The 26,137-nt window shown below is 66.4% G+C and carries 20 protein-coding genes and 1 pseudogene; 13 read left to right on the top strand and 8 right to left on the bottom strand.

Translation table 11 applies throughout. The annotated features are described in order from the left end of the window. Positions 1-85: 85 nt before the first annotated feature. Positions 86-1,135 (top strand): substrate-binding domain-containing protein, encoded by a 1,050-nt coding sequence (locus tag OKQ63_RS13900; protein ID WP_264210663.1) that lies wholly within the window; start codon positions 86-88, stop codon positions 1,133-1,135. A gap of 204 nt (positions 1,136-1,339) precedes the next feature. Continuing rightward, positions 1,340-1,658: pseudogene (locus OKQ63_RS13895) on the top strand (IS110 family transposase); the annotation flags it as partial. 246 nt (positions 1,659-1,904) lie between these two features. Here the strand turns inward: OKQ63_RS13895 and OKQ63_RS13890 are convergent. Both OKQ63_RS13890 and OKQ63_RS13885 read right to left on the bottom strand, forming a co-directional pair. Further along, on the bottom strand, positions 1,905-3,680 hold the full coding sequence (locus OKQ63_RS13890) for an adenylate/guanylate cyclase domain-containing protein (protein WP_264210662.1): 1,776 nt from the start codon (positions 3,678-3,680) through the stop codon (positions 1,905-1,907). Between the two features lie 67 nt (positions 3,681-3,747). Beyond that, on the bottom strand, positions 3,748-4,371 hold the full coding sequence (locus OKQ63_RS13885; RefSeq protein ID WP_264210661.1) for a sulfotransferase family protein: 624 nt from the start codon (positions 4,369-4,371) through the stop codon (positions 3,748-3,750). A gap of 387 nt (positions 4,372-4,758) precedes the next feature. Between OKQ63_RS13885 and OKQ63_RS13880 the strand changes: the two genes are divergently transcribed. Further along, positions 4,759-6,645 (top strand): methyl-accepting chemotaxis protein, encoded by a 1,887-nt coding sequence (locus OKQ63_RS13880; RefSeq protein WP_264210660.1) that lies wholly within the window; start codon positions 4,759-4,761, stop codon positions 6,643-6,645. A gap of 75 nt (positions 6,646-6,720) precedes the next feature. Here the strand turns inward: OKQ63_RS13880 and OKQ63_RS13875 are convergent, their stop codons facing one another. Both OKQ63_RS13875 and OKQ63_RS13870 read right to left on the bottom strand, forming a co-directional pair. Continuing rightward, positions 6,721-8,934: an NADP-dependent isocitrate dehydrogenase gene (locus OKQ63_RS13875; protein ID WP_264210659.1), complete on the bottom strand. Its 2,214-nt coding sequence runs from the start codon at positions 8,932-8,934 to the stop codon at positions 6,721-6,723. Positions 8,935-9,298: 364 nt separating this feature from the next. Continuing rightward, positions 9,299-9,796: an SH3 domain-containing protein gene (locus OKQ63_RS13870; RefSeq protein WP_264210658.1), complete on the bottom strand. Its 498-nt coding sequence runs from the start codon at positions 9,794-9,796 to the stop codon at positions 9,299-9,301. 211 nt (positions 9,797-10,007) lie between these two features. Between OKQ63_RS13870 and OKQ63_RS13865 the strand changes: the two genes are divergently transcribed. From OKQ63_RS13865 to OKQ63_RS13835, 7 genes are all read left to right on the top strand, one after another. Further along, a complete protein-coding gene (locus OKQ63_RS13865; RefSeq protein WP_264210657.1) occupies positions 10,008-10,994 on the top strand; it encodes a 2-hydroxyacid dehydrogenase in 987 nt (328 codons plus the stop codon). A gap of 40 nt (positions 10,995-11,034) precedes the next feature. After that, entirely contained in the window at positions 11,035-12,813 is a 1,779-nt protein-coding gene (gene ggt / locus OKQ63_RS13860) for a gamma-glutamyltransferase (RefSeq protein WP_264210656.1), read from the top strand. 133 nt (positions 12,814-12,946) lie between these two features. After that, positions 12,947-14,350: an FAD-binding oxidoreductase gene (locus OKQ63_RS13855; RefSeq protein ID WP_264210655.1), complete on the top strand. Its 1,404-nt coding sequence runs from the start codon at positions 12,947-12,949 to the stop codon at positions 14,348-14,350. A 454-nt stretch (positions 14,351-14,804) separates the two neighbouring features. After that, positions 14,805-15,152: a hypothetical protein gene (locus tag OKQ63_RS13850; protein WP_264210654.1), complete on the top strand. Its 348-nt coding sequence runs from the start codon at positions 14,805-14,807 to the stop codon at positions 15,150-15,152. A 237-nt stretch (positions 15,153-15,389) separates the two neighbouring features. After that, positions 15,390-17,897, top strand: coding sequence for a GcvT family protein (locus OKQ63_RS13845; RefSeq protein WP_264210653.1), 2,508 nt, complete (start codon positions 15,390-15,392; stop codon positions 17,895-17,897). A gap of 147 nt (positions 17,898-18,044) precedes the next feature. Then, positions 18,045-19,031 (top strand): PAS domain-containing protein, encoded by a 987-nt coding sequence (locus OKQ63_RS13840; RefSeq protein ID WP_264210652.1) that lies wholly within the window; start codon positions 18,045-18,047, stop codon positions 19,029-19,031. Between the two features lie 196 nt (positions 19,032-19,227). Next, positions 19,228-19,830, top strand: coding sequence for a class I SAM-dependent DNA methyltransferase (locus tag OKQ63_RS13835; protein ID WP_264210651.1), 603 nt, complete (start codon positions 19,228-19,230; stop codon positions 19,828-19,830). Positions 19,831-20,001: 171 nt separating this feature from the next. Here the strand turns inward: OKQ63_RS13835 and OKQ63_RS13830 are convergent, their stop codons facing one another. Next, positions 20,002-20,592 carry an HD domain-containing protein gene (locus OKQ63_RS13830; RefSeq protein ID WP_264210650.1) on the bottom strand — a complete coding sequence of 197 codons (591 nt, stop codon included), beginning with the start codon at positions 20,590-20,592 and terminating at the stop codon, positions 20,002-20,004. A gap of 90 nt (positions 20,593-20,682) precedes the next feature. Between OKQ63_RS13830 and OKQ63_RS13825 the strand changes: the two genes are divergently transcribed. Continuing rightward, a complete protein-coding gene (locus OKQ63_RS13825) occupies positions 20,683-21,570 on the top strand; it encodes a LysR family transcriptional regulator (RefSeq protein WP_264210649.1) in 888 nt (295 codons plus the stop codon). Positions 21,571-21,612: 42 nt separating this feature from the next. On the opposite strand, the gene OKQ63_RS13820 is transcribed toward OKQ63_RS13825, so the two are convergent. From OKQ63_RS13820 to OKQ63_RS13810, 3 genes are read right to left on the bottom strand one after another with little or no spacing between them, the layout of a single operon-like run. Then, complete coding sequence (locus OKQ63_RS13820; protein WP_264210648.1) at positions 21,613-22,269, bottom strand: class I SAM-dependent methyltransferase; 657 nt, start codon at positions 22,267-22,269, stop codon at positions 21,613-21,615. Further along, positions 22,269-23,339 (bottom strand): NAD(P)/FAD-dependent oxidoreductase, encoded by a 1,071-nt coding sequence (locus OKQ63_RS13815; protein ID WP_264210647.1) that lies wholly within the window; start codon positions 23,337-23,339, stop codon positions 22,269-22,271. The genes OKQ63_RS13820 and OKQ63_RS13815 overlap by 1 nt, the downstream gene beginning before the upstream one ends. A 4-nt stretch (positions 23,340-23,343) precedes the next feature. Then, entirely contained in the window at positions 23,344-24,282 is a 939-nt protein-coding gene (locus OKQ63_RS13810; RefSeq protein ID WP_264210646.1) for an aldo/keto reductase, read from the bottom strand. Between the two features lie 139 nt (positions 24,283-24,421). Here OKQ63_RS13810 and OKQ63_RS13805 point away from each other — a divergent pair, with 139 nt between their 5' ends. Further along, positions 24,422-24,862, top strand: coding sequence for a hypothetical protein (locus OKQ63_RS13805; RefSeq protein WP_264210645.1), 441 nt, complete (start codon positions 24,422-24,424; stop codon positions 24,860-24,862). A 3-nt stretch (positions 24,863-24,865) separates the two neighbouring features. Next, complete coding sequence (locus OKQ63_RS13800; RefSeq protein ID WP_264210644.1) at positions 24,866-26,104, top strand: HlyD family secretion protein; 1,239 nt, start codon at positions 24,866-24,868, stop codon at positions 26,102-26,104. The last annotated feature ends 33 nt before the right edge of the window (positions 26,105-26,137 follow it).

The following is a 26,137-nucleotide window of genomic DNA, read 5'->3' as shown; positions in this document are numbered from 1 at the left end:
GTTGATGAAACCAGTTACATGTGTCAATGTTTTCTTTAACGCCGGAATTCAGGACTGTAGATGGCAGGCAGGGATGAGCAGTAAGATGACCAAAAAACGGGCGAACCTCAGGGATGTTGCTGCGGCGGCAGGCGTTTCCGTTGCCACCGCGTCGCGGGTCATGAATACCCCCGAGGCGGTGTCCGAGGCGACACGCCAGAAGGTGCAGGCGGCGATGGACAGCCTGCGGTTCATGCCCAGTGCCGCCGCACGCGCCATTAACAGCGGACGGTCCCGTTTCGTCGGGGCGCTGGTGCCAACGCTGGACAATGCGATTTTTGCCCGCTACCTGTCCCGGCTCGAAAGCCAGCTGGACAAGCACCGCCTGTCGCTGGTGGTCTCCACCACCGACGGCATCCCGGGCATCGAAGCAGAAAAGGCCCGCACGCTGGTCGACATTGGCGCCGAGGCGCTGATCGTGTCCGGGGTCACCCACGGCGCCGCCCTTTTTGAGCTGATCGACCGCGGCGGGATCCCGGCCATCGCCACCTCCTGCTATGATCCGGACTTTGCCCTGCCCACCATCGGCTATGACAACGCTGCTGCGGCCCTAACCGCGCTCAGCCATCTGAGCGGGCTCGGCCACAGCCGCATCTCGGTGATCCACGGACCGACGGACACCAACGACCGGACCGGCACCCGCGTCGAGGCGCTGCGCCGCCGCCCCGGCGGCGCCCAGCTGGAATTCCACCTCGAGCCGCTGTCGATCGAGGGCGGCTGCAACGGCGTGCAGAAAGTGCTGCAGGCCCGGCCGGACACCACCGCCATCCTTTGCATGTCGGATGTTCAGGCCACCGGCGCGCTGTATGAGCTGCAGCGCCGCGGCATCCCGGTGCCGGGCGGGGTGTCGCTGATGGGGATCGACGACCTGCCCGGATCCGCCCACCTCTGCCCCGGGCTGACGACCGTGCATCTGCCGGTGGCCCGCATGGGCCTGGCGGCGGCGGACGCGATTGCCGGCTGGGTCGAAACCCGGAAAGTGCCCGAGCCAAGCCTGTTGAAATCGGATCTGGTTGTCAGGGCCTCGACAGCACGCACAGGGGCAATTGACGGACAGCGCGCTGCCGGAAAAGCGAGGACGGACCTGGGCAAATAGGCCATTCTGTGATCCGCCTGGCACGTTCGTTCACAGCGGACCCCCAGGCAATCCATTCTCCAATATCCGGCTGCTGGTCACATCGGGCCGCTTCTGTGATGCTGCCGTTCGCCCAGTCTGCAGCATCCGTCCCTTATGGGATGTACCGGCTGCTTCACCCGGCAGGTCAGGCTTTGCCTGTCTCTGCAAACAGGAAAAGCAGTCATGAAATCCAGGAACCCGGGAAACCCGGACGAGATTTCCGTCATCGGCATTGGCACCGGCATCGGGCGGGAGATCTTTCACTTCGCCGGGGTTGATCGCTCAGGCCAGCCTGTTGAGCGCAGGAAGATCAAGCGTTCGGCGCCGAGGCCGGCCTTTGGGAAACGGCCGCGCGGCGGTGTCGGCACGGACGCCTGCCTGAGCGCTCATTTTGTCTGCCGATTGCTCCGGGAGCCTGCTTTGGCAGCCGCGGATCATCCCTGCGGTTTACCTCAAGCCGTTCAACAAGGGACCGAAGAACGGCGGCAATGATGCTGAGGCAAGCAAAGCGGTCTGAGGCCGGGGCAGAAGCGCAGCACCCGCCTTCCGGACACGGCGCAAGCAAACGTCTTGATCGGGACATGTTCTCCTGCTTGCTCGAATGCCCTCGCGCTGCAGGCGGGATTTTCATGGTCCTTCCACCAAACGAAACGACGTATCCGCTTGTTCCCAGGGCGGTGCAGCTGCCCGGCGAACAAAGGGTTTCAAAGACGCGCTGGGGAGCGGGTTTGGGCGTTCCGAACTTGTCCTAGCCTTCGGGGATCCCCGCCTTCTTCAGGCTGGCAAGCACCATCTCGCGTGAGCCGGGGTTCCGGATCGGGAGGACCTTCCTGTAATGCGACACGTTCGCTTCCGGGCAAATAGCCAGCAGGCGGGCGGCAGTCGCTTCGGCGTCCTGCGGGCGGCCGAGCATGGCATAGGCGGCAATCAGCACCCAGTAGGTAGAGTCCCATCCGGAGTTCCGGGCCAATGACCGCTGCGCCAGTTCGATGGCATGTTCGGGGCGGTTGCAGAGAAAGTGGCCATAGGCCGCCACGGTCAGGAAGCTGAAAAAATTGGGATCCTTCGGGCACAGCTCCATGGCGCGGTCCAGCAGCTTGAGGCCGGCCGCGGCATCGTCTCCGAAAATCAGGGCACAGCCTGCCATGGCGTTGACAAAACCGGATCCGGGGTTGATCTCCACCGCGCGTCTGACGGCGTCCAGCCCGGTCAGGTGGTCTTGCCGCAGCATGGACAGAACAAACCCGCCCAGCACGACCGCATGCGCATCGCCGCTTCCAAACGCCAGCGCACGGCGGGCCAGGGAAACCGCCAGGCCTGTGTCGTCGCCGCTGTAGGGCTCCCAGGTGCGGGTTGCCCGCTGAACCAGGCACCAGCCCATATGCGCCAGCGCCGGCGCATATTCCGGGTCCAGCTCAATCGCCCGGCCGAGCAGGTCCAGAGCTTTGGCGTTTTCCCCCGGCTGCACAGTGTACACATGCGGAAGGGCCTGAAGATACAGATCGTAGGCGCCCATGTGCTGCACGGGTTTGCGGCGCGCCCGCTCGATCTCGGCCTTGCGGACGGTGGGTTCTATCGCACCCACAACGCTGGCGGTGATCTGATCCTGCAGCTCGAACACATTTTCGAGCCTGCCGTCGAACTTGTCCGCCCATAAATGGGCGCCGGTGCCGGCGTCGATGAGCTGCCCGGTAATACGGACCCGGTCCCCCGCCTTGCGCACACTGCCTTCCAGCACATAGCGCACGCCCAGGTCCTGGCCGGCCTGTTTGATGTCCACCGCCTGCCCCTTGTAGACAAAGCTGGAATTGCGGGCGATGATAAACAGCTGCTCGAACCGCGACAGCGCCGTGATAATGTCTTCCGCCATGCCATCGGCGAAGTATTCCTGTTCGGGGTCGCCCGACATGTTGGCAAAGGGCAAAACGGCAATCGAAGGTTTTTCCGCAACGGCAGGGCCTGCCGTGGCATCCGGCTGGCGGGGTGCCATCCCGGCAGGCGTTCCCACGTCCAGCGCATAGACGGTCAGCGCCTCGGCAATGTTCTTCAGCGCTTTCCTGCCCAGATCGGTGGCCGGCACGCCAAGCCGGGCCCTGACCTGGCGGTAGGCATCTTCCGACAGGCAGATGCCGCCCGGATCGGCAATGCCTTCCAGCCGCGCCGCGATGTTGACGCCATCGCCCATCAGATCGCCGTCGCGTTCCTCGACAACGTCGCCGATGTGGATGCCCATGCGGAACTCGATCCGGCGGTCCTGCGGCAGGCCGGCGTTGCGCGGGATCATCGCGGTCTGAATTTCGATTGCGCAGCGTACGGCCTCAACAACGCTGCGGAACTCCACCAGCGCACCGTCGCCGGTGCGCTTGACCACCCGCCCGTTGTGCGTTGCTACCGCCGGGTCAACAACATCGCTCCGCAGCACCCGCAGCTGTGCGAGCGTGCCATCTTCGTCCAGGCCCGCCAGACGGCTGTAGCCCGCGATATCGGCAACCAGGATGGCAGCAAGTTTTCGGTTCTCTGGCACGTGCGGCTTTCCTCCGACATCTTCCCGGCCGTGCGCCGCAGGATCCTGCGGACCCCGGCCGCGGCACTCAGGATGCGCCTTTGACAAGCTCCCAGAACTCGGTCCGGTTATTGGTCCGCGGGAATGGTTCGTCCGGAACCGGAACCCCCAGAAAAGCGCAGAGCGGCTCCCATCCGTCCTTGGCCTCGAATACCAGCAGGCGCGCGGCTGGTATCTCGGCCTTTACCGCTTCGGCATGTGCGGTGAAGGCGTTCTCGAGACCCGCAACATCCAATCCCGGCGGTATGCCGTTCTGCGAGATCAGCTCGGTCACCATTGCCAGCCATTCACGCTGGTTTTCGGGGGCGTTTTCAACCCCGGACAGCAGCTGGTATATGGTCTGCGAGAAGCTTTCGGCCCAGCTTCGCGGGCTGCGGTAGCCGAGGATGAACTTGGCGTCCGGATATTCGGCATTCAGTTCGCGAAAGAACCGCGCTGTCGGCCAGTCAACGGCGCTTTGGTAGCCCTTGAAGACCGCCGCCCAGTTGGGGCTTCCGCGCACCGCATCCTGCCACAATGGCAATTGCGACGGCATGTTCAGCAGCACCTCTTCCATGTGGTAGCACGGGCCGAACCCCAGCCGGTTCAAGGCAATCCTGAGCGAGTAGGTCCCGGTGCGTCCTATTCCCGCACCTATAACTTTCAGTGTCATGCGCACGTCCCTCCAGGCTGCTTATGGTAGCGCCGATGCGCTGCAGTGCAAAAGCAAAGCACGGAAACAGGGGGGGCGTTGCCGGTTCACCTGGTATCGGACGCCGCCGCCAGCCCGCGTCTCAGGCCATCGATCCAATAGAATCAAGGCCAAGGATGCGCGACCAATCCGCTTTGACCAGTCAGATGAGGCCGGCCGGAAGCCCCAAAGCTGAGCAGAGCGGATGGGTAAGCGGGGGGGCATCTGGCGCAGGCCGCAAACGGCCCGAACGCGCTGATGCGGACGTCGAAAACAAAAGATTTTAGCCTCGACTTTCGAGGCTAGGGAAATCTTAGGAAGCAGGACCTAAGAGGTAGAAAATTGCCCCATGCAAAGGACCCTTTCAATATGCCTGCATTCTTCTACCGTCTCCCGGTGCGGATCTATGCGCTCGCCGCGCTTGCACTTGGCTTGACGGCCCTTCTGACCTTCCTGCTGCTGTCCCAATCCGTCAAGAACGCCTATGAAATGCGCTATGCGGAACTGCACAATGTCACTGACACTGCAGTCAGCCTGCTTCGTGATCTGGAGGAAGGGGTGAAATCCGGCCGCTTTACCGAGGAGGAGGCCCGCGCCATCGGGCGCGAGCGGCTGACCGCTCTGCGCTTTGGCGACGCCGGCTATGTGTTTGTCTTCGACCATGATCTGGTGGTGCAGGCGCATCCGACCGTTCCCGCCTGGAATGGCACCAACCAGGGGGCCTACGAGGATGTGACCGGCATCAAAGTGTTCCAGGAACTGGAGAAGATTGCCGCCAGCAAGGGGGCAGGGGAGCTTACCTACTACTTCAAGAAGCCGGATTCCGAGGTGATCGAAGCCAAGATCGGCTATGTGCAGGCCTATAAGCCCTGGGGCTGGATCGTCGGCACCGGCGCTTATGTTTCGGATATCGAGGCTGACGTGGCGCTGATGCGCAACGAGGCGCTGATCATCCTTGGTGTCAGCCTGATTGCGCTGTCGCTTGCCGCCTTCTTCATCACCCGCAGCGTCACCGGCCCCCTGAACGGGCTCAAGAACCGCATGCAGACGATGGCAGACGGCGACACCGCCAGCGAAATCCCCTCTGCAAATGCGCGCAGCGAACTGGGGGAGATTGCCCAAAGCCTTGATGTGTTCCGCCAGGCGCTGATCCGCCAGAAAGATCTGGAAGATGCGCAGAAGGAGCGCGACGAGACCCGCGGCAAGGTGGTGAGCGCGCTCAGCAGCAAGCTGGCGGCGCTGTCGCAGGGCGACCTGACGGCGCGGATCACCGAGACGTTCCCGGAGGATTACGAGCAGCTGCGCCAGGACTTCAACACCTCCGCGCAGAATCTGAGCTCAACCGTGGAGCAGGTGATTGCGGCGGCCGGCAGCATCCGCAGCGGCGCGGCGGAAATCAGCCAGGCCTCGGATGACCTGTCGCACCGCACCGAAAGCCAGGCCGCCACGCTGGAGCAAACCGCCGCCGCGCTGGATGAGCTGACGGCGTCGGTGAAATCCGCCGCCGAAGGCGCCCGCAGTGTCGAGGCCACGATGGAAGAGGCCAAGGCAGAAGCCCGCACCAGCGGCGAGGTGGTGCAAAGCGCGGTGGCTGCCATGACCGAGATCGAGGAATCCTCGGCGCATATCTCGCAGATCATCTCGGTGATCGACGACATCGCGTTCCAGACCAACCTGCTGGCGCTGAACGCCGGGGTCGAGGCGGCGCGCGCGGGCGAGGCCGGGCGCGGCTTTGCGGTGGTCGCGAGCGAGGTGCGGGCGCTGGCGCAGCGGTCTTCGGACGCGGCGATGGAGATCAAGACCCTGATCGGCAACAGCTCCGGGCAGGTCGCCCGCGGCGTGGACCTGGTCGGCAAGGCGGGCGATGCGCTGCAAAGCATCGTGTCGCAGGTGAGCCACATCTCGCAGCTGGTCTCCGGCATCGCCGAAGGCGCCGCCGAGCAATCCACCGGCCTGCATGAGATCAACACCGGCGTCACCCAGCTGGACCAGGTGACCCAGCAGAACGCGGCGATGGTGGAACAGGCCACCGCGGCCGGCCATATGCTGAAGTCCGACGCCTCCAAGCTGAGCGATCTGGTGGCGCATTTCAAGATCCCCGCCGGCGGCCGGACGGCCGCGCCGGCGCGGCCGGTCAGCGCTCCGGCGCCGGTACCGTCCGCTCATGGCAGCGATGACTGGGACGTGCAGCCTGCGCCGCAGCCCGCCGCCGCGGCTGATGGCAATGCAGCCCGGGATCTGTGGCAGAACTTCTGAACCCGCCGCTGGCTGCCGCAATTAAAAACGCCCGGGCTTGCCCGGGCGTTTCCAGTTCCGGACGGACCGGAAAGATCAGCCGATGATCGCATTCAGCGTGGCTGACGGGCGCATCACCCGGGCCTTCAGCTCCGCGCTGGGGCGGTAGTAGCCGCCGATGTCTGCCGCCGCGCCCTGGGCTGCGGCCAGCTCGGACAGGATCTGCTCCTCCTTGGCGCCCAGCTCTTCGGCGATGGGGGCGAAATGCGCCGCCAGTTCGGCGTCATCGCTTTGCGCCGCCAGCGCCTCGGCCCAGTAGCGCGCAAACCAGTAGTGGCTGTCGCGGTTGTCCGGCTCGCCGACTTTGCGCGAGGGCGAGCGGTTGTTGTCGAGGATGCCCTGGGTGGCGTCTTCGGCGGCGGCGCCCAGCACGCCTGCCTTCTTGTTGCCGGTGCTGTCGGCAAGGAAGTTCAGCGATTCCCCCAGCGCGCAGAATTCACCCATCGAATCCCAGCGCAGATGGTTTTGCTCGACCAGCTGCTGCACGTGCTTGGGGGCCGAGCCGCCGGCGCCGGTTTCAAACAGCCCGCCGCCCTGCATCAGCTTGACGATCGACAGCATCTTGGCGCTGGTGCCCAGTTCCAGGATCGGGAACAGGTCAGTCAGGTAGTCGCGCAGCACGTTGCCGGTGATGGCGATGCTGTCCTTGCCCGCGGTGATGGTTTCCAGCGACTGGCGGGTGGCCTCGCGCGGCGCCAGGATCCGGAACTTGTCCGCAACGCCTGCGGCTTCCAGCGCCGGCGTCACGTATTTGATCAGCTCGGCGTCATGGGCGCGGTTTGCGTCCAGCCAGAAGATCGCTTCCGAGCCGGTCAGCCGCTGACGGTCCATCGCCAGCTCGATCCAGTTCTCGATCGGCGCCTTCCTGACGGTGCAGGAGCGCCAGATGTCGCCCCCCTCGACCTCATGCGAATGCAGGGTTTCGCCATTTTCCAGAACCACCCGGATGGTGCCGTCGGCGGGGGCCTCAAACGTGGTCGGGTGCGAGCCGTATTCCTCGGCCTTCTGCGCCATCAGGCCGACGTTGGCGACCGCGCCCGCGGTGGTCACGTCCAGCGCGCCGTTGGCCTTGAAGAAGCGGATGGTCTCGTCATAGACGGTCGAATAGCAGCGGTCGGGGATCACGCAGTTGGTGTCGCCCTTGCTGCCGGTCTGATCCCAGCCCTTGCCGCCGGCGCGGATCACCGCGGGCATCGAGGCGTCGATGATCACGTCCGAGGGCACATGCAGGTTGGTGATGCCCTTGTCGCTGTCGACCATATACATGTCCGGGCGCTCGGCGCGCACCGCGTCGATGGCGGCCATGATCTCCGGGTTGTCCTTGACCCGGTTCAACAGGTCGCCGAGGCCGGAGTTCGGATCGACGCCGAGGGCGTCCATCTGTGCGCCGAATTTGTCGAACACCGGCGCCAGCCAGGCCTTGACCGCATGGCCGAAGATGATCGGGTCGGAGACCTTCATCATGGTGGCCTTGAGGTGCAGCGAGAACATGGTGCCGTCGGATTTGGTGTCCTCGATGGCATCTTTCAGAAACGCCGACAGCGCCTTGGCGGACATGAAGGCGGCGTCGGCCACGGTGCCCTCTGCCAGCGGCCAGCTGTCCTTCAGCACGGTGACGGCGCCGTCCTTGCCGACAAACTCGATCTTTGCGTCACCGGCCTGCGCGGCGGTGATGGTCGCGGATTTCTCGTTTGCGTAAAAGTCGTTGCCCGGCATCGACGAGACCTTGGTCTTGCTGTCCGCCGACCATGCACCCATCGAATGCGGGTTCTTCTGAGCGAAATTCTTCACCGCCTTGGCGGCGCGGCGGTCGGAGTTGCCTTCGCGCAGCACCGGGTTCACTGCCGAGCCCTTGATCGCGTCATAGCGGGCGCGCACGGATTTCTCGGCGTCGGTTTTGGGTTCGTCCGGGTAGTCCGGGATGTCAAACCCCTGGCCCTGCAGCTCGGTGATCGCGGCCACAAGCTGCGGCACCGAGGCGGAGATGTTGGGCAGCTTGATGACATTGGCGCCGGGCGTCTTCACCAGCTGGCCCAGCTCGGCCAGGTCGTCGCTCTGGCGCTGCGCGTCAGTCAGGCTCTCCGGGAAGGCGGCGAGGATGCGGCCGGCCAGCGAAATATCCTTGGTGCCGACAGAGACACCGGCGGCGGCGGCGAACTTGCGGATGATCGGCAGGAAGGATGCCGAGGCCAGTTCGGGCGCTTCGTCTACAATGGTATACAATATGTCCGGGGTTTGATTTTCTGCCATGTTCCACAACCTTTCAGCGATCTCGGAGGCTTTGATGTCGTCAGCGCAGCGGGGCTGCGCCGGTTTGGGTAGTCCGGTGCTGCCGCAGCGGGACCCTTGGCGGGAAGGGCCGGAACCGGCTGTGGCAGCCATAGGCATGGCCCCCGTTTAGAACACGATTGCTGCGGGTGCAATGGTTTGGCGCATTCCCGCGCTTGCGCGGATTGCCGCAACGCTGAAAAAGGAGGCAGGAAGGGGCGCTGCCCCGCAGGTTTAAAAGGAAGAGGGGCGCTGCCCCTCTTGGCCTCACGGCCAATTCACCCCGGAGTATTTGCCCCAAAGAAGAAGCGCAAAGGGAAGCGCAGCTGGTCAGGGGAAGAGGAGGTTACTCGCGCAGCTCGTCCGGGGCGACGCCCCAGAGCTTCTTCTTCGGCGCCCAGCCGCTGTAGCCGCCGGCCGAGATTTCGCACCAGCTGGTTCCGCATTCGCCAAGCCGCGCCACCACGCCGAGTTCGAAGGCGGCGGTCACCGGCGCGCGGCTGTCGGGGCGGGCGTGCACGGTCAGCATGTCCTCCTCGACCAGCACTGTCCGCACGCCGGACAAAAGCGCGTAATGCACCCAGCCGCCGGCGCCTTCGCGGTCCTGCACCCGGCGCCAGTGGCCGTATTCGGCGGTGATCTCCAGCGGCATGCCGCGGCGTTTGAACACCCAGTCGATCTTGTGCGTCAGCGACGGCCCGCGGCGCACATTGCCGGCTGCCGCCTTCATCGAGACATAGCGGGGCAGCGGCAGGTTGGTGACCGGGCCGCGGGCTTCAGCCGCGCAAACGGCGCCCGTCAGCGCCAGAACCAGGACTGACGCTGCCAGATGGCGCAGTGCCATTGCCGCTTTTTTCACTGCCTGCCCGCCTCTTCTTGCCCGGCCGGTTTGTGCCCAGCCTCTTGTTCCGGTCTTCTGCCAGTCTTCCGCCTGCCGCTGCCGGCAATGCTCCGGCCGGCGGCAAGGGAATGCGCGTGGGTTCTTGTGCCCGTCCGCGTCCTGCGCCACGATGCCATGGAGGCGTAGGAAATGAAAAGCCCAAGGGAGAGCGCAAGTGCCAAGAGACCGACTGAGTGTTGTTGTTACGCGACGGTTGCCGGAACCCGTGGAGACACGATTGAGCGAGCTGTTCGACGTGCGCCTGCGCGACGATGACACGCCGATGACCCGGGCCCAGCTGGCGGCCGCGCTGAAGGATGCCGATGTGCTGGTGCCCACCGTCACCGATACCATCGATGCGGGCCTTCTGGGCCAGGCGGGCGAGCGGCTGCGGCTGATCGCCAACTACGGCGCCGGCGTCGATCACATCGATGTGGCGACGGCCCGCCAGCGCGGCATCCTGGTGTCCAACACGCCGGGCGTGCTGACGGATGACACCGCCGACATGGCCATGGCGCTGATCATGGCGGTGGTGCGGCGGATGCCGGAGGGCCTGGCGGTGATGCAGAAGGGCGACTGGCAGGGCTGGGCGCCGACCGCGTTTCTGGGCGGGCGGATTGCCGGGCGGCGCCTTGGCATCCTTGGCATGGGCCGCATCGGCCAGGCGGTGGCCAAACGCGCCGCGGCTTTCGGGATGCAGATCCATTACCACAACCGCCGCCGCCTGCGCCCCGAGACCGAGGAGAAGCTCGAGGCCACCTATTGGGAGAGCCTCGACCAGATGGTGGCGCGGATGGACGTGATCTCGGTCAACTGCCCGTCGACGCCGTCGACCTTTCACCTGCTGAACGCGCGGCGGCTGAAGCTGATGAAGCCCTCGGGCGTCATCGTGAACACCTCGCGCGGCGAGGTCATCGACGAGCACGCGCTGACCCGGATGCTGCGCGCCGGTGAAATCGCCGGTGCCGGCCTCGATGTCTATGAGCACGGCACCGACATCAACCCGCGCCTGCGCGAGCTGCCGAACGTGGTGCTGCTGCCGCATATGGGCTCCGCCACCATCGAGGGGCGGATCGAGATGGGCGAAAAGGTGCTGCTCAATATCAAGACCTTCGAGGACGGCCACCGCCCGCCGGACCAGGTGGTGCCCTCGATGCTGTAAGCGCCCGCACCCGGCCCGGAATTTGAGAAAGGACTTTTCCATGAGGCATCTGATTCTGGCCTTCATCGCCTGCGCGGGCAGCGCTGCCGCGCAGCAGGCCGCCGACGCCGTTGCGCCCGAGGCGGCCGCAGCCGGAACCATCGAGGCGCTTTCCCCCGCAGCCGCCGCCGCGATCGAGGCCAAGGCGGCAGGCCAGGTTGTGGAAGCGGAGAACTGGATGGTCGCCGCGGCCAATCCGCATGCGGCGGAGGCCGGGGCGGACGTGTTGCGCGCGGGCGGCACCGCGGCGGATGCGATGGTGGCGGTGCAGACCGTGCTGGGGCTGGTGGAGCCGCAGTCCTCGGGGCTGGGCGGCGGCGCGTTCCTGGTCTGGTATGACGCAAAAACCGGGCAGCTGACGACTTTGGACGGCCGCGAGACCGCGCCGCTGGCGGCAACGCCCACCCTGTTCCAGGATGAGGCCGGCGCGCCGATTACGTTCTTCGACGCGGTGGTCGGCGGCCGTTCGGTCGGCACGCCGGGCACCCCTGCGCTCTTGGAAGCGGCCCACCGCCGCTGGGGCCGCGCCAACTGGCCGTCGCTGTTCGAACCGGCCATCCGGCTGGCAGAGGACGGTTTTGCGGTGTCGCCGCGGCTGGCCGCGCTGGTGGGGGGCGACGCCGAACGGCTGGCGCGGTTCCCCGCCACAGCCGCCTATTTCCTGCCGGATGGCGATCCGGTCAGGGAGGGGGCGACGCTGCTGAACCCGGACTATGCCGCAACCTTGCAGGCGCTGGCAGAGGAGGGGGCCGCGGCGTTCTATGCCGGTCCCGTTGCCGCCGGCATCGTCCGCACGGTTGCCGAGGCCGCCGGCAATCCGGGCGTGCTGTCGGCCGCCGATCTGGCGCTCTACCGGGTCAAGGAACGCCCGGCGGTCTGCGTCGCCTACCGCGATTTCGAGGCCTGCGGGATGGGGCCGCCGTCCTCCGGGGCGCTGACCGTGGGGCAGATCCTGGGGATGCTGGACAGCTATGACCTGGCGGCGCTGGGACCGGACAGCGCCGAGGCCTGGCGGCTGATCGGCGATGCCTCGCGCCTCGCCTTTGCCGACCGGGGGCGCTACATGGCCGACAGCGACTATGTGCCGGTGCCCGTGCACGGGCTGGTGGCGGCGGATTACCTGGCCGCGCGCGCAGAGCTGCTGCAGGGCGATGACGCGCTGCCCGAGGCGGCGCCGGGCGCGCCCGAGTTCGATCATGCGCTGCTGCTGGCGGATGACGAGTCGATCGAGCTGCCCTCGACCTCGCATATCTCCATCGTGGACAGCTACGGCAATGTGCTGTCGATGACCACGACGATCGAAAACGCCTTTGGCTCGCGGCTGATGTCGGGCGGTTTCCTGCTGAACAACGAGCTGACCGATTTCTCCTTCCGCACCCATTCCGACGGGGTGCCGGTCGCCAACCGGCTGGAGCCGGGCAAGCGGCCGCGCTCCTCGATGGCGCCCACGATCCTGCTGCGCGAGGGCAAGCCGGTGCTGGCCATCGGCTCGCCCGGCGGCAGCCGGATCATCGGCTATGTGGCGAAATCCATCATCGCCTGGGCCGACTGGGGGCTGAATTTGCAAGAGGCGCTGGCGCTGCCGCATCTGGTCAACCGCTTCGGCACCTATGACCTGGAGGCCGGCACCGGTGCCGAAGCGCAGGAACAGGCGCTGACGGACATGGGCTATGAGGTCAACATCCGCGACCTGACCTCGGGCCTGCACGCGATCGAGATCGGCGAAAAGCTGAAAGGTGCCGCAGACCCGCGGCGGGAGGGCATCGCCCTGGGCGGATAAACCCCCGCCCGCCCGCTCGCCGCGCCGCCGGGCCGGGCTGCTACCGGTTACTGGGTATTGAAGAACCGCAGCGGCAGGGCGTAGGTTAACACGTGAATTTTTTGCCGGACCACTGACCCCGAGGAGACCCGCCATGGTGCAAGCCACATCACTGCCGCGCAACGAGGCCGGGATCGCCGCCGCCATCGAAACGCTGCAGCAGCGTTTCGGCGACCGGCTGCAAACCGGCCAGGCAATCCGCGAGCAGCACGGCCATACCACCACCTGGATCACCAACCAGGCGCCGGACGCGGTGGCCTTTCCGGTCTCCACCGAAGAGGTTTCGGAGATTGTCTCGGTCTGCGCCGAACATGGCGTGCCAGTCATTCCCTTCGGCACCGGCACCTCGCTGGAGGGGCATGTGAACGCACCCGCCGGCGGCATCTGCATCGACATGATGCGGATGGACAAGATCCTGAAGGTCCACGCCGAGGATCTGGACGTGGTGGTGCAGCCCGGTGTCACCCGCGAGCAGCTCAACACCTATCTGCGCGACCAAGGCCTGTTCTTCCCGATCGATCCCGGCGCCAACGCCTCGCTCGGCGGCATGGCGGCGACGCGCGCCTCCGGCACCAACGCGGTGCGCTACGGCACCATGAAGGACAACGTGATCGCGCTGGAGGCGGTGATGGCCGACGGCGGCGTGATCCGCACCGCGCAGCGGGCCCGGAAATCCTCGGCCGGCTATGACCTCACGCGCCTCTTGGTCGGCTCCGAGGGCACCCTCGGCCTGATCACTGAACTCACCCTGAAACTGCAGGGCATCCCGGAGGCGATCCGCTCCGCCCGCTGTTCCTTCCGCTCGGTGGATGAAGCCTGCCGCGCGGTGATGATGACGATCCAGTACGGCATCCCGGTGGCCCGCATCGAGCTGCTGGACGAAATGAGCGTGCGCGCCGCCAATGCCTATTCCGGCCTCGACCTGCCGGAAACGCCGCTCCTGCTGCTGGAATTCCACGGCTCGGACGCGGGCGTGGTGGAGCAGGCGGACATCTTTGCCTCCATCGCCGGTGAATTCGGCGGCTTTGACATCGCCGCCACCTCGACGGCCGAGGAGCGCAGCAAACTGTGGCAGGCGCGCCACGACATGTACTGGGCCAGCCTGCAGCTCAGGCCCGGCGCCAAGGGGATCTCCACCGATGTCTGCGTGCCCATCTCCAGACTGGCCGAATGCGTCGGCGCGGCGCGGGAGAAGGCCGAGGGCATGGGCCTGCTGGCGCCGATGGTCGGCCATGTCGGCGACGGCAATTTCCACGCGCTGCTGCTGATCGACATGGACAGCGACACCGAGCGCCGGAAGGCGGATGAATATATCGGCTGGCTGAACGAGATGGCGATCGCGATGGAGGGCACCTGCACCGGCGAGCACGGCATCGGCCAGGGCAAGCGTCCCTATCTGCAAAAGGAACTGGGCGCGGCGACCCGCTACATGGCGGCGGTCAAGGCGGCGCTGGACCCGGAGAACATCATGAACCCGGGCAAGATCCTGGAGATTTGAAGCCCGGCCCAGGGCCCGTCCGGGAGCCGGAAACCTGCGCTGGCATCCCGCGCCGTGCGGGGTGTTGCGCCCCCGGCGCACGCCGCCCTCACGGCATCTTAAGCCCGCCCTGCCATGATCTCCCCTGATCGCGGTCACCGCCGGGCCTGACACCCCCGGCGCTCAGGAACAGGGCCCCTTGGCAGGGGCACGCAGAGATAACGTTGAGCGTGCGGGAGGAACCTCCCGTCCCGCCTCCGCCCCTTGGCGGCGCCGCCATTCCTTAGCGCTGAAGATCAGCGCATCAGAAACAGCACAGGCAGAACGCAGCAACAGCAGCCGGCAGGGCAGGCCCTGGCCGGGCCGCTGCAATTGCACTGCACTCTTCCCTGAAAAGCCGGAAAGCTGCCGCAATTCTGCGCCAGGTCCTGGTCCGGGATGGTGCTGCAGCATTTCGCGGAACTGGAGAGCAGAGATGGGACTGAAGAAAGCGGCGGGCATTCTGGTGTTCAGCGTGCAGGCAGTGATCGGCGCCGATTACTATTTCCAGACCCGCGATGCAGGCCTGAACTGGGGCGATCTCAGCGCCACCGATTACGGCACCATCGTCCAGGACCGCTTTGCCCGCGCCCGCGCCGCCAGGGCAGATGGCGGCTCCGCCGGGCTGCCTGAAACGGCAGCGGGCGGCGGGACGGTCTGGAGCGAGGCGGCCAGCTATGGCAGGCGCCTGCTCACAGGCGGCGAGCAGGTCGCGGAGGCACAGAGCGGCGAAGAGGCGCCGCAGCCTGTCTGCATCCGCCGCGGCAATGTCGCCGACTGCTGACCCGCCGCAGCGCAGCCAGACACCGGAGCACCGCGGTTTCCAGCGGCGGCAGCGGGCTGCAGCCGCCCTGCCGCTGCGCGGAAAAACGCCATTTCCGGCAAGGCTGGCAGAAGATTCCTGTACACTATGGCGCGCAAGGTCGGTTTTTGCGTTTTTTGCGTCGGATGGATTTCGCGCGTTGCCTTACGCTTGGGCATAAGCAGTCTCAAGAATCTCACAAAGCTGGAGAGCGGGAGAATGAAAACCCAAGTCAAAGCACTTGTTGTTGGCGGCGGCGCCGTCGGCACCTCGATTGCCTATCACCTGGCCAAAGCCGGCTGGGAAGACGTCATGCTGATCGAGCGTGACGAGCTGACCTCCGGCTCGACCTGGCATGCAGCCGGCCTTCTGCCGCTGTTCAACATGTCCTATGCGACCACCCACATCCACAAGTACTCGGTCGATTTCTACAAGACCCTGGAAGAGGAAACCGGCCTGAACGCCGGGTTTGCCGTGGTCGGCAACCTGCGCATGGCGCAGACCCAGGAGCGCATGGACGAATACATGCTCTATGCCTCCACCGCGGAAACCTGCGACGTGGCCTATGAGTGGCTGACCCCGGACCAGATCAAGGAGCGCTGGCCGCTGATCGAGACCGGCGACCTGAAGGGCGCGATCTACCACACCGAAGACGGCTACATCAACCCGGCGGACGTGACCCAGGCGATGGCCAAGGGTGCGCGCCAGCGCGGCGTCGAGATCGTCCGCAAGATGCAGGCGGATGCCTTCCACTGGACCGGCACCCACTGGGAAGTCACCTGCACCAAGATGGTCGAGAAGGGCGGCAACCTGGTCGAGTCCGACGAGAAGGTGGTGATCACCGCCGAGCACGTCGTCACCGCTTCGGGCAACCACGCGCAGCGCACCGCCAAGATGCTGGGCATCAAGATGCCGGCGATCCCGGTTGAGCACACCTTCATCGTCATGGATCAGGACCCCGAGCTGGTCAAATGGCGCGAAGCCGGCAATCCGGAGCACCCGGTTGTGCGTGACGCCGACAATGAATCCTATGCCCGCGAAGAGCGCGGCGGCTGGATCCTCGGCATCTACGAGCGCGGCGCACCTGCGCGTTTCGAACATGGCGTTCCGGACAGCTTCCGCGCCGACCTGTTCCCGCTGGACCTGGACCGGATCGCCGACCAGTACATGGCGATGGCAGAGCGCGTTCCGTCCTGCGCCGAATCCGGCCTCAAGGACGACTTCAACGGCCCGATCTGCTACACCCCCGACGGCAACCCGCTGGTCGGCCCGGCACCGGGCCTGCGCAACATGTGGCTGGCGGAAGGCTTCTCCTTCGGCATCACCGCCGCGGGCGGCACCGGCTACTACCTGGCGCAGATGATGGTGGACGGCGAGGCCGAGATCGACATGGCGTCGCTCGACCCCAAGCGCTACTCCTCCAACTGGATGACCACCGAGTTCGCGGCCCGCAAGAACGAAGAGTGCTATGAGCACGTCTACATCCTGCACCACCCGGACGAAGAGCGCCCGGCAGCCCGCCCGCTGCGCACCGCGCCTGCGTTCGACCGCCAGAAGGCCCGCGGCGCACAGTTCGGCTGGGTCAACGGCTGGGAACGCCCGAACTACTTCGGCCCCCTGGACGCACCGGAAAACTTCGACCACGACGCCCGCTCCTTCCGCCGCGGCGGCTGGTGGCAGCACGCTGTGGACGAAGCCAAGGCAATCCGCGAAGGCGTTGGCCTGGTGGATGCAACCGCCTTTACCAAGCACATCGTCAAAGGCCCCGGCGCGACGCAGTTCCTGGACTGGTTCACCTGCAACAAACTGCCCAAGGTCGGCCGCATCAACCTGACCTATGCGCTGACCGTTGCCGGCACCACCCGCACCGAATACACCATCGTCCGCCTGAAGGACGACGAGTATTACCTGGTGTCCGCAGGCGCCTGGTCCGAGTATGACGCCGACTTCCTGAAGAAGGCGATCGAGGACAAGGAAGCCGAGTTCGGCCGCATCGAGCTGCAGGACGTGACCACCCAGTGGGGCGTGTTCGCCATCGCAGGCCCCAAGTCCCGCGACGTTCTGAAAGAGGTGATCGTCGACGCCGATCCGGAAACCGCGCTGTCGAACAAGCGCTTCCCCTGGCTGTCCGCCCGTCAGATCGAACTGGGCATGTGCCCGGTCAACGCGATCCGCGTGGCCTACACCGGTGAGCTGGGCTGGGAACTGCACCACCCGATGGAGATGCAGAACTACCTCTTTGACCTGCTGGAGAAGGCAGGCGAGAAGCACGGCATGAAGCTGGTGGGTGCGCGCGCCCAGAACTGGCTGCGCCAGGAGAAATCCTACCGCGCCTTCGGCAACGAGCTGGGCCGCGACGCGACCCCGCTGGAAGCCGACCTGCCGCGCTTTGTCGACCTCGGCAAGGAGTTCCACGGCAAGGCCAAGCTGGAAGAGACCGGCGTGCGCGTCAAATGCTGCACCCTGCTGATCGACGGTCCGTCGGACGCCGATCCCTGGGGCCGCGAGGCGCTTTATGCCGAGGACGGCACCCGCGTCGGCCGCCTGACTTCCGGCGGCTACTCGGTGGCCTTCGAGAAATCCATCGGCATGGGCTATGTCAAGCCCGAGCACGCGGTGGAAGGCACCCGGCTGAAGGTCAAGATCCAGGACAAGCTGTGGGATGCGGTCGTCACCTGCGACAGCCCCTACGATCCCAAGAACGAGACCATCCGCAAGGACGGCTGATGTCCGCTCCGGGCCCCAAGGGGTCCGGAAAACGGCAAGCACCAGAAAGCCCCGGCCCGCGCCGGGGCTTTTTCCGTGCGGGCTCTGCCGCCGGGCTTCGGCGTGAAGTTCATTGCCGGACAGGCAGTTCGGCCTTAGGGTTGTGCAATGACTTCTGTATCCCTTGAAGATGATTGGAGCCTCCGCTCCGACGGCGCACTGGCGGAATTCATCCGCCATTCGCGGCTGCCGTTGTGCATCACCGATCCCAACAGTCCGGACAATCCGATTGTCTTTGCAAACCCCGCCTTCAGCGAGCTGACGGGATACCCGCCGGACGAGGTGACGGGGCGCAACTGCCGTTTTCTGCAGGGCCGCGAGACCACTCCCGGAAGCATCGCCGCAGTCCGGCAGCTGCTGGACGATCAGACGGTCGGCACGGTGGAAATCGTGAATTACCGCAAGGACGGTTCGATGTTTCTGAACGCCTTGCAGATCGGCCCGGTGCTGGACCAGACCGGCCGGGTGAAATATTTCTTCGGCTCGCAGCTGGACATCACCGCGCAGCGCGCCGCCGAGCGGCAGGCCCGGGCGCTGGCCGACCGCGAACTGCGCCACCGGCTCGGCAATATCGTCAACGTGATGTCGGTGATCATCCGGATGACCGCCCAGGAAGAGACCGGAAACGCCGCCCTGGGCCGGATCCTGACCGGCCGCCTGGAGGCGCTGGGCAAGGCGCATATCGACACCATCGTGCAGCCCGAGCGCAGCGCGCCCGGAGTGCGGGCGCTGGCGCAGCGGCTGCTGGCCGTCTATGCGCCGATGGGCGAGCGGCAGTTTGCATTGTCCGGCCCCGAGCTGGATTTGCCGGAGCACCTGATCTCGCCCCTGACGCTGGTGCTGCATGAGCTGGCCACCAATGCGGTGAAATACGGCGCGTTCAGCTGCGCGGGCGGCACAGTTGGCCTGTCCTGGTCTGCAGAAGGGGCATCCCTGCAAGTGCGCTGGCAGGAGGCCGGCGGCCCGGAAGTGTCGCTGCCGCGCCGCCAGAACGGCTCAGCCATCATCCGCAAGCTGGTGGCGGCCTCGGGCGGCTCGCTGGAATTCGACTGGCAGGCCACCGGTCTTGTGGTCACTGCCTCCTTCACGCTCTGACACCGGCTGGCCGGTCATCCGCCCGCCCGGCGGCAGCGCCTTGGGGCGCGGCGTTTGGCGCTCGTGTACCATCGGTCACCCCCGGTTCTGTGGCGTCTCATTGCGGCCGGATCCTTTTGCCTCGGCCGGTTGACGGCAGCTGCACTCCCCTTCACTGTCCAGTGCTCAAGACACCAAAGCAGGGCACGCAGGCAAGATGAGCGATGATTGGAACGACTACGCCGACGGTTGGGACGGCAACAGCGATGTCCGGCATTATGCCAACCGCGCTTTTGCCGCGCTGGACGAAGACGCGGGCATCTCCGGCGGCGGCTGGCAGGCCAGGCGGGTGCTCGATTTCGGCTGCGGCACCGGGCTCTTGAGCGAAAAGCTCGCGCCGCATGTGAAGGAGGTGGTGGCCGTTGACACTTCGGAGCGGATGATCGCGGTGCTGCAGGACAAGGCGCTGCCCAACGTGAGGGCGCTGCACGCGGATATTCTGGACGGCAGCGCAGGCGGGGCCGGCACCGGGCTCAGCGGCTTTGACCTGATCTGCGCCTCCTCGGTTTGCAGTTTCCTGCCGGACTACGGCGGTGCCGTGGCGGTGCTGGCGGGGCTTTTGAACCGCGGCGGGATGTTTGTGCAATGGGACTGGCTTGCCTCCGGTGAAGATGCCTCCGGATTGACTTTGCAGCGGGTGCGGGACGCGCTTGGCGCGGCTGGCCTCGGCTCTGTCCGGGTGGAGCAAGCGTTTGAGATGGGCAGCGGCGGCCAGGTCATGCCGGTGCTGACGGGAGTGGGTTTCCGCGCTGCGGAGTGAGCGGGAACCCGGCGGGAGGAGCCGGACAAGCCCGTCCGGGCAGCTCCCGCCCGTCCGCCTCCGGATTTGAAATCCGAAGGGTCCGGTTGGGCGAGGCAGGGCGCGCCGAAGGCGCGCCCTGCCTCGCCCGTGGCGACGGGCGCAGCCCGGCGCAAAACCTGATTGGCGGCGTCAGTTCTCAGCCGTTTCCGCCAGTTCCATGTGGCCCCAGCCGCGCGACAGCACCCGGCGCAGGATCGGCTCGAAGAATTCCAGCGGTTTGGTCGGGTAGTCCGGGTCAAACGAGCATTGGTCATATTTCTCGCAGAAATACCGGCAGTCCTCCCAATGCGGGCTGTCGCGGTATTTGTCCCGCGCGTTGCGGTCGCCGCCGAAGTAGTGGTTGTAGTAGAAGCCCTGGAACACGCAGTGGTGCTTGAGGATCCAATAGGTCTTCTCGCTGACGTAGGGCTTCATCATCGCCGCCGACAGCTCGCCGTGGTTGTAGGGCGACAGGATGTCGCCGGTGTCATGCACCAGCGCCGCCACGATGATCTCGTCATCGGCTCCGTCCTCATAGGCGCGGGTCGCGGACTGCAGCGAGTGCTGGTAGCGGTTCACCGGGTAAGGGGTCCAGTCCTCGTCCAGCGAGCGGATCGCATCGAGGATCCGGTCGGGCAGGGCGGCGTTGTAGGCCTCTTCGTATTTCTCCACCGCCGCCCAGTCCTCGGGCGTGGCGTCCTGGAAACTGGTCCAGGTCGGCTTGTGGCTTTTGTCCAGCATGTCGCGGCTCCTACGGTTGATGTGACGGGAGGGTAGCGAAAAGTGCGTGATCAGGAAAATGAATTGATTTGCTCAATCCGAGCAGAAATAATGCTTGCTATGCAGATCAACGCCTTTGCGACATTCCTGGCCATCGAGGCTGCGGGCAGCTTCCACGGCGCGGCGCGGCAGCTGAACATCACCCAGACGGCCGTCAGCGCCCGGATCAAGGCGCTGGAGGAGGCCCTGGGCGCCAGCCTGTTTGAGCGCGGTCCGGGCGGCACGCGGCTGAGCGCGGCGGGGCGGCAGTTCCTGCCCTATGCCGAGCAGATGATGCGCACCTGGGAGTTTGTGTCGGGCGATTTGCGCGCCAGCCTGGCGGGGCGTGTCTCGCTGCGGCTGGGGGCGCAGCTGTCGGTCTGGGATCCGCTGCTGGTGGATGTGGCGGTCTGGCTGGAGCGGGCGCAGGGAACGGTGCCGTTCACGCTGAACTATGATCACGGGCTGAACATGGCCGAGGCGGTGGCGCGGCGGCTGCTGGACCTGGCGATCGTCAACGAGGTTCCCGCAGGCACACGGCTGGGCGTCGAGGATTTGCAGCCGGAGCCGCTGCTGCTGGTGGCGGACCAGCCGCTGCGGCTGGGACGGGACGCGCTGCCGCTGTTCATCAACCTGGAATTCGGCAGTGAATATGCGGCGCAGCTGCAGCAGGTGCTGCCGCAGCGCAGCCGCCAGCATATCGTGCTGGGCAATGCGCCGATGGGGCTGCGCTACCTGATGCGGCGGGGCGGCATGGGGTATTTTCCGGCCTATATGGCGGCAGAGGCGCTGGCCGCCGGGCAGATCCACGCGGTGGAGAGCGCACCGGTGATCCGCCTCAGCTGCAAGGCGCTGTATCTCCCCGACAACCCGGCCCTGGAGCAGATCCGGCAGGTGCTGCAGGGGCTGCGCGAGGTGCGGGCGGCAGGCCAGGAGCAAAGTTCCGGGGCGGGATTATAGCCGGAAACCGGGTGTTTTCCGCTCTGTGCTCCGGGCCGGCCTTCAGCGGCCCTGCCGTTCCGCGGCCAGTGCCAGGTTGTTGGCGGGCATCTCCACCGCCTGCAGCAGCTCCAGCCCGGCGCCGTGCAGCCAATCGATCACGTCGAAGTCATCCTTGTAGCCGATTTCGGGGTCATGGGCGGAGAGCGCTGCGTGGAAGGCACGGTCGCCGTCGCTGGTCAGCTCGCCGCCGCGCATGAAGGGGCCGTAGATCACGAAGCGCCCGCCGGGGGTGAGGGCGGCGGCGGCCTCGCGGATCAGGGTGCGGGCCTCGCGCTCGCTGATCAGATGCAACAGGTTCACCAGCACGATCAGGTCCTGGCCGGGATGCGCTGCGCCCCAGCCGGGGGCGGTGGCGTCGAGCTGAACCGGCGGGAGGACGTTCTTGAGGCCGCTCTCTTCGGCATAGCTCCGGATACTTGCCAGGCGGACGTCCTCCACCTCGCTGGGCTGCCACGTCAGGCCGGGGAGGCGGGCCGCATAGGCTGCCACGTGCTGGCCGGTGCCGCTGGCCAGTTCCAGTGCGCGGCCCTTGGCGGGGGCCACCTCTGCCAGCAGATCGCACAGCACATCGCAGTTGCGGGCGGCGGCGGGGGCAAACAGCTTGCCGTCCTCAGGTGCCGCCACCGAGGCCGAGCCGGGAACGGAGCGCACCGGCATCAGCGCAGCCGGGCGGGGGACAGCGCCGCCACCGTGTCCGCGTCCAAGACGGGCATGCGGCCTGCCACCAGGTCGGCAATCAGCTGCGAGGCTGCGGGCGCGGTCATGATACCGTAGCCGCCCTGGCCGGCGCACCAGATGAAGTCCGGCACATCCGGGTCCGGACCCAGCACCAGGGTGCCGTCGCGGACAAAGCTGCGCAGGCCGGCAAAGTTGCTTTCGACCCGGGTGACCGGCTCGGTCACCATTTCCTCGTAGCGGGCCAGCCCCTCGGCCAGCACCATGTCGTCGGCATAGGCGTCATGCGGATCCACCGGGTCGGCATCGGCCGGCGAGACCAGCAGCTTGCCGGCATCGGGCTTGGCGTACCAGGTTTCGCCGGTGCCGATCATCATCGGCCAGCCGCTGACATCATGGCCGCCCGGCGCCGGCAGCCGCGCCATCGAGCGGCGCTTGGGCTGCAGGCCGATCGCCGCCACCCCGGCCAGCGCCGCCACCCGGTCCGCCCAGGCGCCGGCCGCGTTGACCAGATGGCGGGCCTGATAGGTCTGCCCGCCCGCGGTGACCTGCCAGCCGGAGGCGGTGCGGGTGATGGCACTCACCGGCGCCTTGGTCACGATCTGCCCGCCCGCGGCGCGCAGGGCCTTGGCAAAATCCTGCAGCATCCGGTCGGTGTCGATGTCCTCGGCGGCGCCGCTGATGGCGGCAAAGCCCACGGTTTCGGGATTGAGGATCGGCACCATCGCGCGGGCCTCGTCCAGCTCCAGCGTGGCCATCTGCAGCTCATCCACATCGCGGGCAAACCCGTCCGGGTCGCCCTTGGCCCCCACCAGCATCAGCCCGCGCGGCGACAGGTAGCCGCCTTCCCGCAGATAGGCGGCGCTGGCGCGGTTCAGGGTGACAGTCGGGCCGTGGCCGTAGTTCTCCTCGAACAGCGCGGCGGAGCGGCCGGAGGAATGATAGCCAAGCGCGTCTTCCATCTCCAGCAGGGTGACGCGGCCCAGGTCGGCAAGGCGGGCGGCGGCGCTGGCGCCGGCCATGCCGCCGCCGATGACGATGAAATCCTGCATGGGTCTATTTCTGTTCTTCCAGCCGGTCAGTTGCGGGCGCAGGCCGCGGGCTGAGCGCTTCGATTGTGCAATAAAGCTCCGGGTCCATTTTGAAATCCAGCGCCGCCAGCGAGGGCTGCAGCTGCCGGGCATTGCGGGCCGAGAGGATCGGCACGGGCGCCGCAGGATGCGCGGCGGCCCAGGCCACGGCCAGCGTGGCCGGATCGGTGCCGCGCGCGGCGGCGAGGGCCGAAAGGCGCCGGGCGGCCTCATGCATGAAGGCGGGGCCGTAGCGGGTGCGGTAGCCGTCGTCCTCGGTGATGCGCCCGCTGCCGCCGGTGGCGTATTTGCCGGTCAGGAGCCCGCCGCCCAGGGGGGAATAGGGCACCGCGGCAATGCCCTGGTCGGCGCACATCGGCAGGATCTCGACCTCGGCCTGGCGTTTCACCAGCGAATACATCGGCTGCAGGATGTCCACGCCGGTGCCGCAGGCCAGCCCCGCCATCTGCGCCTTCATCACCTGCCAGGCGGCAAAGTTCGACAGCGCCGCATAGCGGATCAGCCCTTCGTCCTTCAGCGCGGCGAAACACTCCATGGTTTCGCGCAGGTCGGTGTCCGGGTCGAACCGGTGCAGGTAGAACACGTCGACCATGTCCAGGCCCAGCCGGCGGCGGCTGTCGTCCAGCTGGGCGCGCAGGTTGGCAGCGCCGGCGCCGCCCTGGTAGCCCGCCTTGGTGGCGATCAGCAGGCTGTCGCGCTCGGCCCGGATCAGGCGGCCCAGAATCTGTTCCGCGCGGCCGCCGGTATAGACCCAGGCGGTGTCGAAGTGGTTGATTCCGGCGCCGCGGCAGGCCGCGTACATCTCGGCTGACTGCACCTCATCCGCACGGCCGCCGAACTGCATGGTGCCAAAGGCAAAGCGGCTGGCCGGGGTTCCATCGGGGCTGGTCGGATTCTTCGTCATGGGCGCAGAGTGGCACGCAGGCGCCGGCAGGCAAAGGGAAATCCGCGCCGCGGGCCGGGCAGAAAACAGTTTGCGAAACCGCTGCCGGGTGCAACTATGGATGGCAGTTATTTAGGAAATTGATGACGGGGGACAGATGATGTCAACGCCCAATGCCCACCCGATGGCGACGGGGCATATACCTTCTTATGTCACCGCTGCGGACGGCAGCGATTTTCTGTTCAGCTTCATGGCGGTGTTCACCGCCGTCCTGATCCTGCTGATCGGAGTTGCCTATTTCACCCTGCATGCGCTGCCGGAGCGGATGGCGCATAAGAACAACCACCCGCAGTTCCAGCTGGTCGGCATCCTGGCGCTGCTGGCGCTGTTCACCCACAACAACGTGTTCTGGGTGGCGGCGATCCTGATGGCAGGGTTCCAGATCCCTGATCTGGCCGCACCGCTGCGCGCCATCGCCGATGCGATCCGGGACCGCGGGCCGGGGGCCGCCCCCGCAGAGGAACCGGACAGCGGCCAGGCCGGGGCGCCGCCGGCACCGGCAGCCGACGTGCAGGCGGAACCAGCGGCAGAGGGGCACTGAACCATGATCGAGACACTTCTGTGCGCGCTGGTGACCATCCTGCCCGATTTCCTGTTCCGCCGCTTTGTGCAGGGCAAGCGGATCGGTCGTGAGCTGACGCTGTTTTCCATCTGGTATGAGCTGCGCTGGGGGCTGACCGCCTGTGTCATGCTGACCCTCACGGTGATCACCACTTTGTTCTATTTCCACCCGGCAACCAATTCGGTCGCGTCCTACTTCCGCACCGTCACCATCCTGCCGCAGGTGGGCGGCCGGGTGGCCGAAGTCTATGTCGAGAACAATCAGGAGGTCGCGGCCGGCCAGCCGCTGCTGCGCCTGGAGGGGCTGTCGCAGAAAGCCGCGGTCGAGTCCGCACGCGCCGCAATTGCCCAGGTCGAGGCGTCGCGCAGCCTGGCCGATACGGATCTGGCCAAGGCCGACGCGGGCATTGCCCAGGCGCAGGCCGGGCTGGCGCAGGCGCGCGACGATCTGGAACGCAACCAGGAATTGCGCGATCAGGGTTCCAGTGCGGTGCGGTTGAGCGAAATCGAACGGCTGGAAAACCTGGTCAATGAACGCATGGCCGCCTTGGATGCGGCCAGGGCGCAGAAGGCGGCTGTGCAGCAGCAGATCGAGGTGCTGATCCCGGCCCAGATGGCCAGCGCCGAGGCGCAGCTGGAACTGGCCAATGCCGAGCTGGGCAAGACGATGGTCGCGGCCGGCGTAGACGGGCGGGTTGAACAGTTTGCGCTGCAGGTCGGCGATTACGTCAGCCCGGTTCTGCGCCCGGCGGGCATTCTGGTGCCGCTGTCTTCCGGCCGGAACCGGTTCCAGGCGGGGTTCAGCCAGATGGCGGCCCAGGTGATCAAACCGGGGATGATCGGCGAGATCGGCTGCATGACCAAGCCGTTCACGGTGATCCCGATGGTGGTGGTCGGGGTGCAGGATGTGATCGCCTCGGGCCAGCTGCGGCCCACCGACGAGCTGCGCGATCTGCAGAACAGCCGCCAGCCGGGAACCATCACCGTCTTCATGGAGCCGCTTTACGAGGGCTCCGCCGAAGCCGTGCCGCCGGGCAGCAACTGCATTGCCAATGTCTATACCAGCAACCACGAGCGGCTGGAGCATGATGACAGCCTTGGCGCCGGCCAGCGCATCTTCCTGCATGTGGTGGACACCATCGGCGTTGTGCATGCGGCGGGCCTGCGCCTGCGCCTGCTGCTGATGCCGGTGCAGACGCTGGTGTTCTCGGGCGGGCATTGACAACGGGCCTGTCCCGGTCCCTCCGGCGCTGCG

Origin of the sequence: Leisingera thetidis (assembly GCF_025857195.1) — a bacterium.
In the GTDB taxonomy this organism is placed as follows: Bacteria; Pseudomonadota; Alphaproteobacteria; order Rhodobacterales; family Rhodobacteraceae; genus Leisingera; species Leisingera thetidis.
This window is presented reverse-complemented; position numbering and strand designations above follow the sequence as displayed.

Bases quoted from the DNA above. Each gene is read 5' to 3' on its own strand.
- OKQ63_RS13900 (WP_264210663.1), top strand. From the start codon at position 86: ATGACCAAAAAACGGGCGAACCTCAGGGATGTTGCTGCGGCGGCAGGC.
- OKQ63_RS13885 (WP_264210661.1), bottom strand. From the start codon at position 4,371: ATGACACTGAAAGTTATAGGTGCGGGAATAGGACGCACCGGGACCTAC.
- OKQ63_RS13880 (WP_264210660.1), top strand. From the start codon at position 4,759: ATGCCTGCATTCTTCTACCGTCTCCCGGTGCGGATCTATGCGCTCGCC.
- OKQ63_RS13875 (WP_264210659.1), bottom strand. From the start codon at position 8,934: ATGGCAGAAAATCAAACCCCGGACATATTGTATACCATTGTAGACGAA.
- OKQ63_RS13870 (WP_264210658.1), bottom strand. From the start codon at position 9,796: ATGGCACTGCGCCATCTGGCAGCGTCAGTCCTGGTTCTGGCGCTGACG.
- ggt (WP_264210656.1), top strand. From the start codon at position 11,035: ATGAGGCATCTGATTCTGGCCTTCATCGCCTGCGCGGGCAGCGCTGCC.
- OKQ63_RS13855 (WP_264210655.1), top strand. From the start codon at position 12,947: ATGGTGCAAGCCACATCACTGCCGCGCAACGAGGCCGGGATCGCCGCC.
- OKQ63_RS13850 (WP_264210654.1), top strand. From the start codon at position 14,805: ATGGGACTGAAGAAAGCGGCGGGCATTCTGGTGTTCAGCGTGCAGGCA.
- OKQ63_RS13845 (WP_264210653.1), top strand. From the start codon at position 15,390: ATGAAAACCCAAGTCAAAGCACTTGTTGTTGGCGGCGGCGCCGTCGGC.
- OKQ63_RS13840 (WP_264210652.1), top strand. From the start codon at position 18,045: ATGACTTCTGTATCCCTTGAAGATGATTGGAGCCTCCGCTCCGACGGC.
- OKQ63_RS13835 (WP_264210651.1), top strand. From the start codon at position 19,228: ATGAGCGATGATTGGAACGACTACGCCGACGGTTGGGACGGCAACAGC.
- OKQ63_RS13830 (WP_264210650.1), bottom strand. From the start codon at position 20,592: ATGCTGGACAAAAGCCACAAGCCGACCTGGACCAGTTTCCAGGACGCC.
- OKQ63_RS13825 (WP_264210649.1), top strand. From the start codon at position 20,683: ATGCTTGCTATGCAGATCAACGCCTTTGCGACATTCCTGGCCATCGAG.
- OKQ63_RS13820 (WP_264210648.1), bottom strand. From the start codon at position 22,269: ATGCCGGTGCGCTCCGTTCCCGGCTCGGCCTCGGTGGCGGCACCTGAG.
- OKQ63_RS13815 (WP_264210647.1), bottom strand. From the start codon at position 23,339: ATGCAGGATTTCATCGTCATCGGCGGCGGCATGGCCGGCGCCAGCGCC.
- OKQ63_RS13810 (WP_264210646.1), bottom strand. From the start codon at position 24,282: ATGACGAAGAATCCGACCAGCCCCGATGGAACCCCGGCCAGCCGCTTT.
- OKQ63_RS13805 (WP_264210645.1), top strand. From the start codon at position 24,422: ATGTCAACGCCCAATGCCCACCCGATGGCGACGGGGCATATACCTTCT.
- OKQ63_RS13800 (WP_264210644.1), top strand. From the start codon at position 24,866: ATGATCGAGACACTTCTGTGCGCGCTGGTGACCATCCTGCCCGATTTC.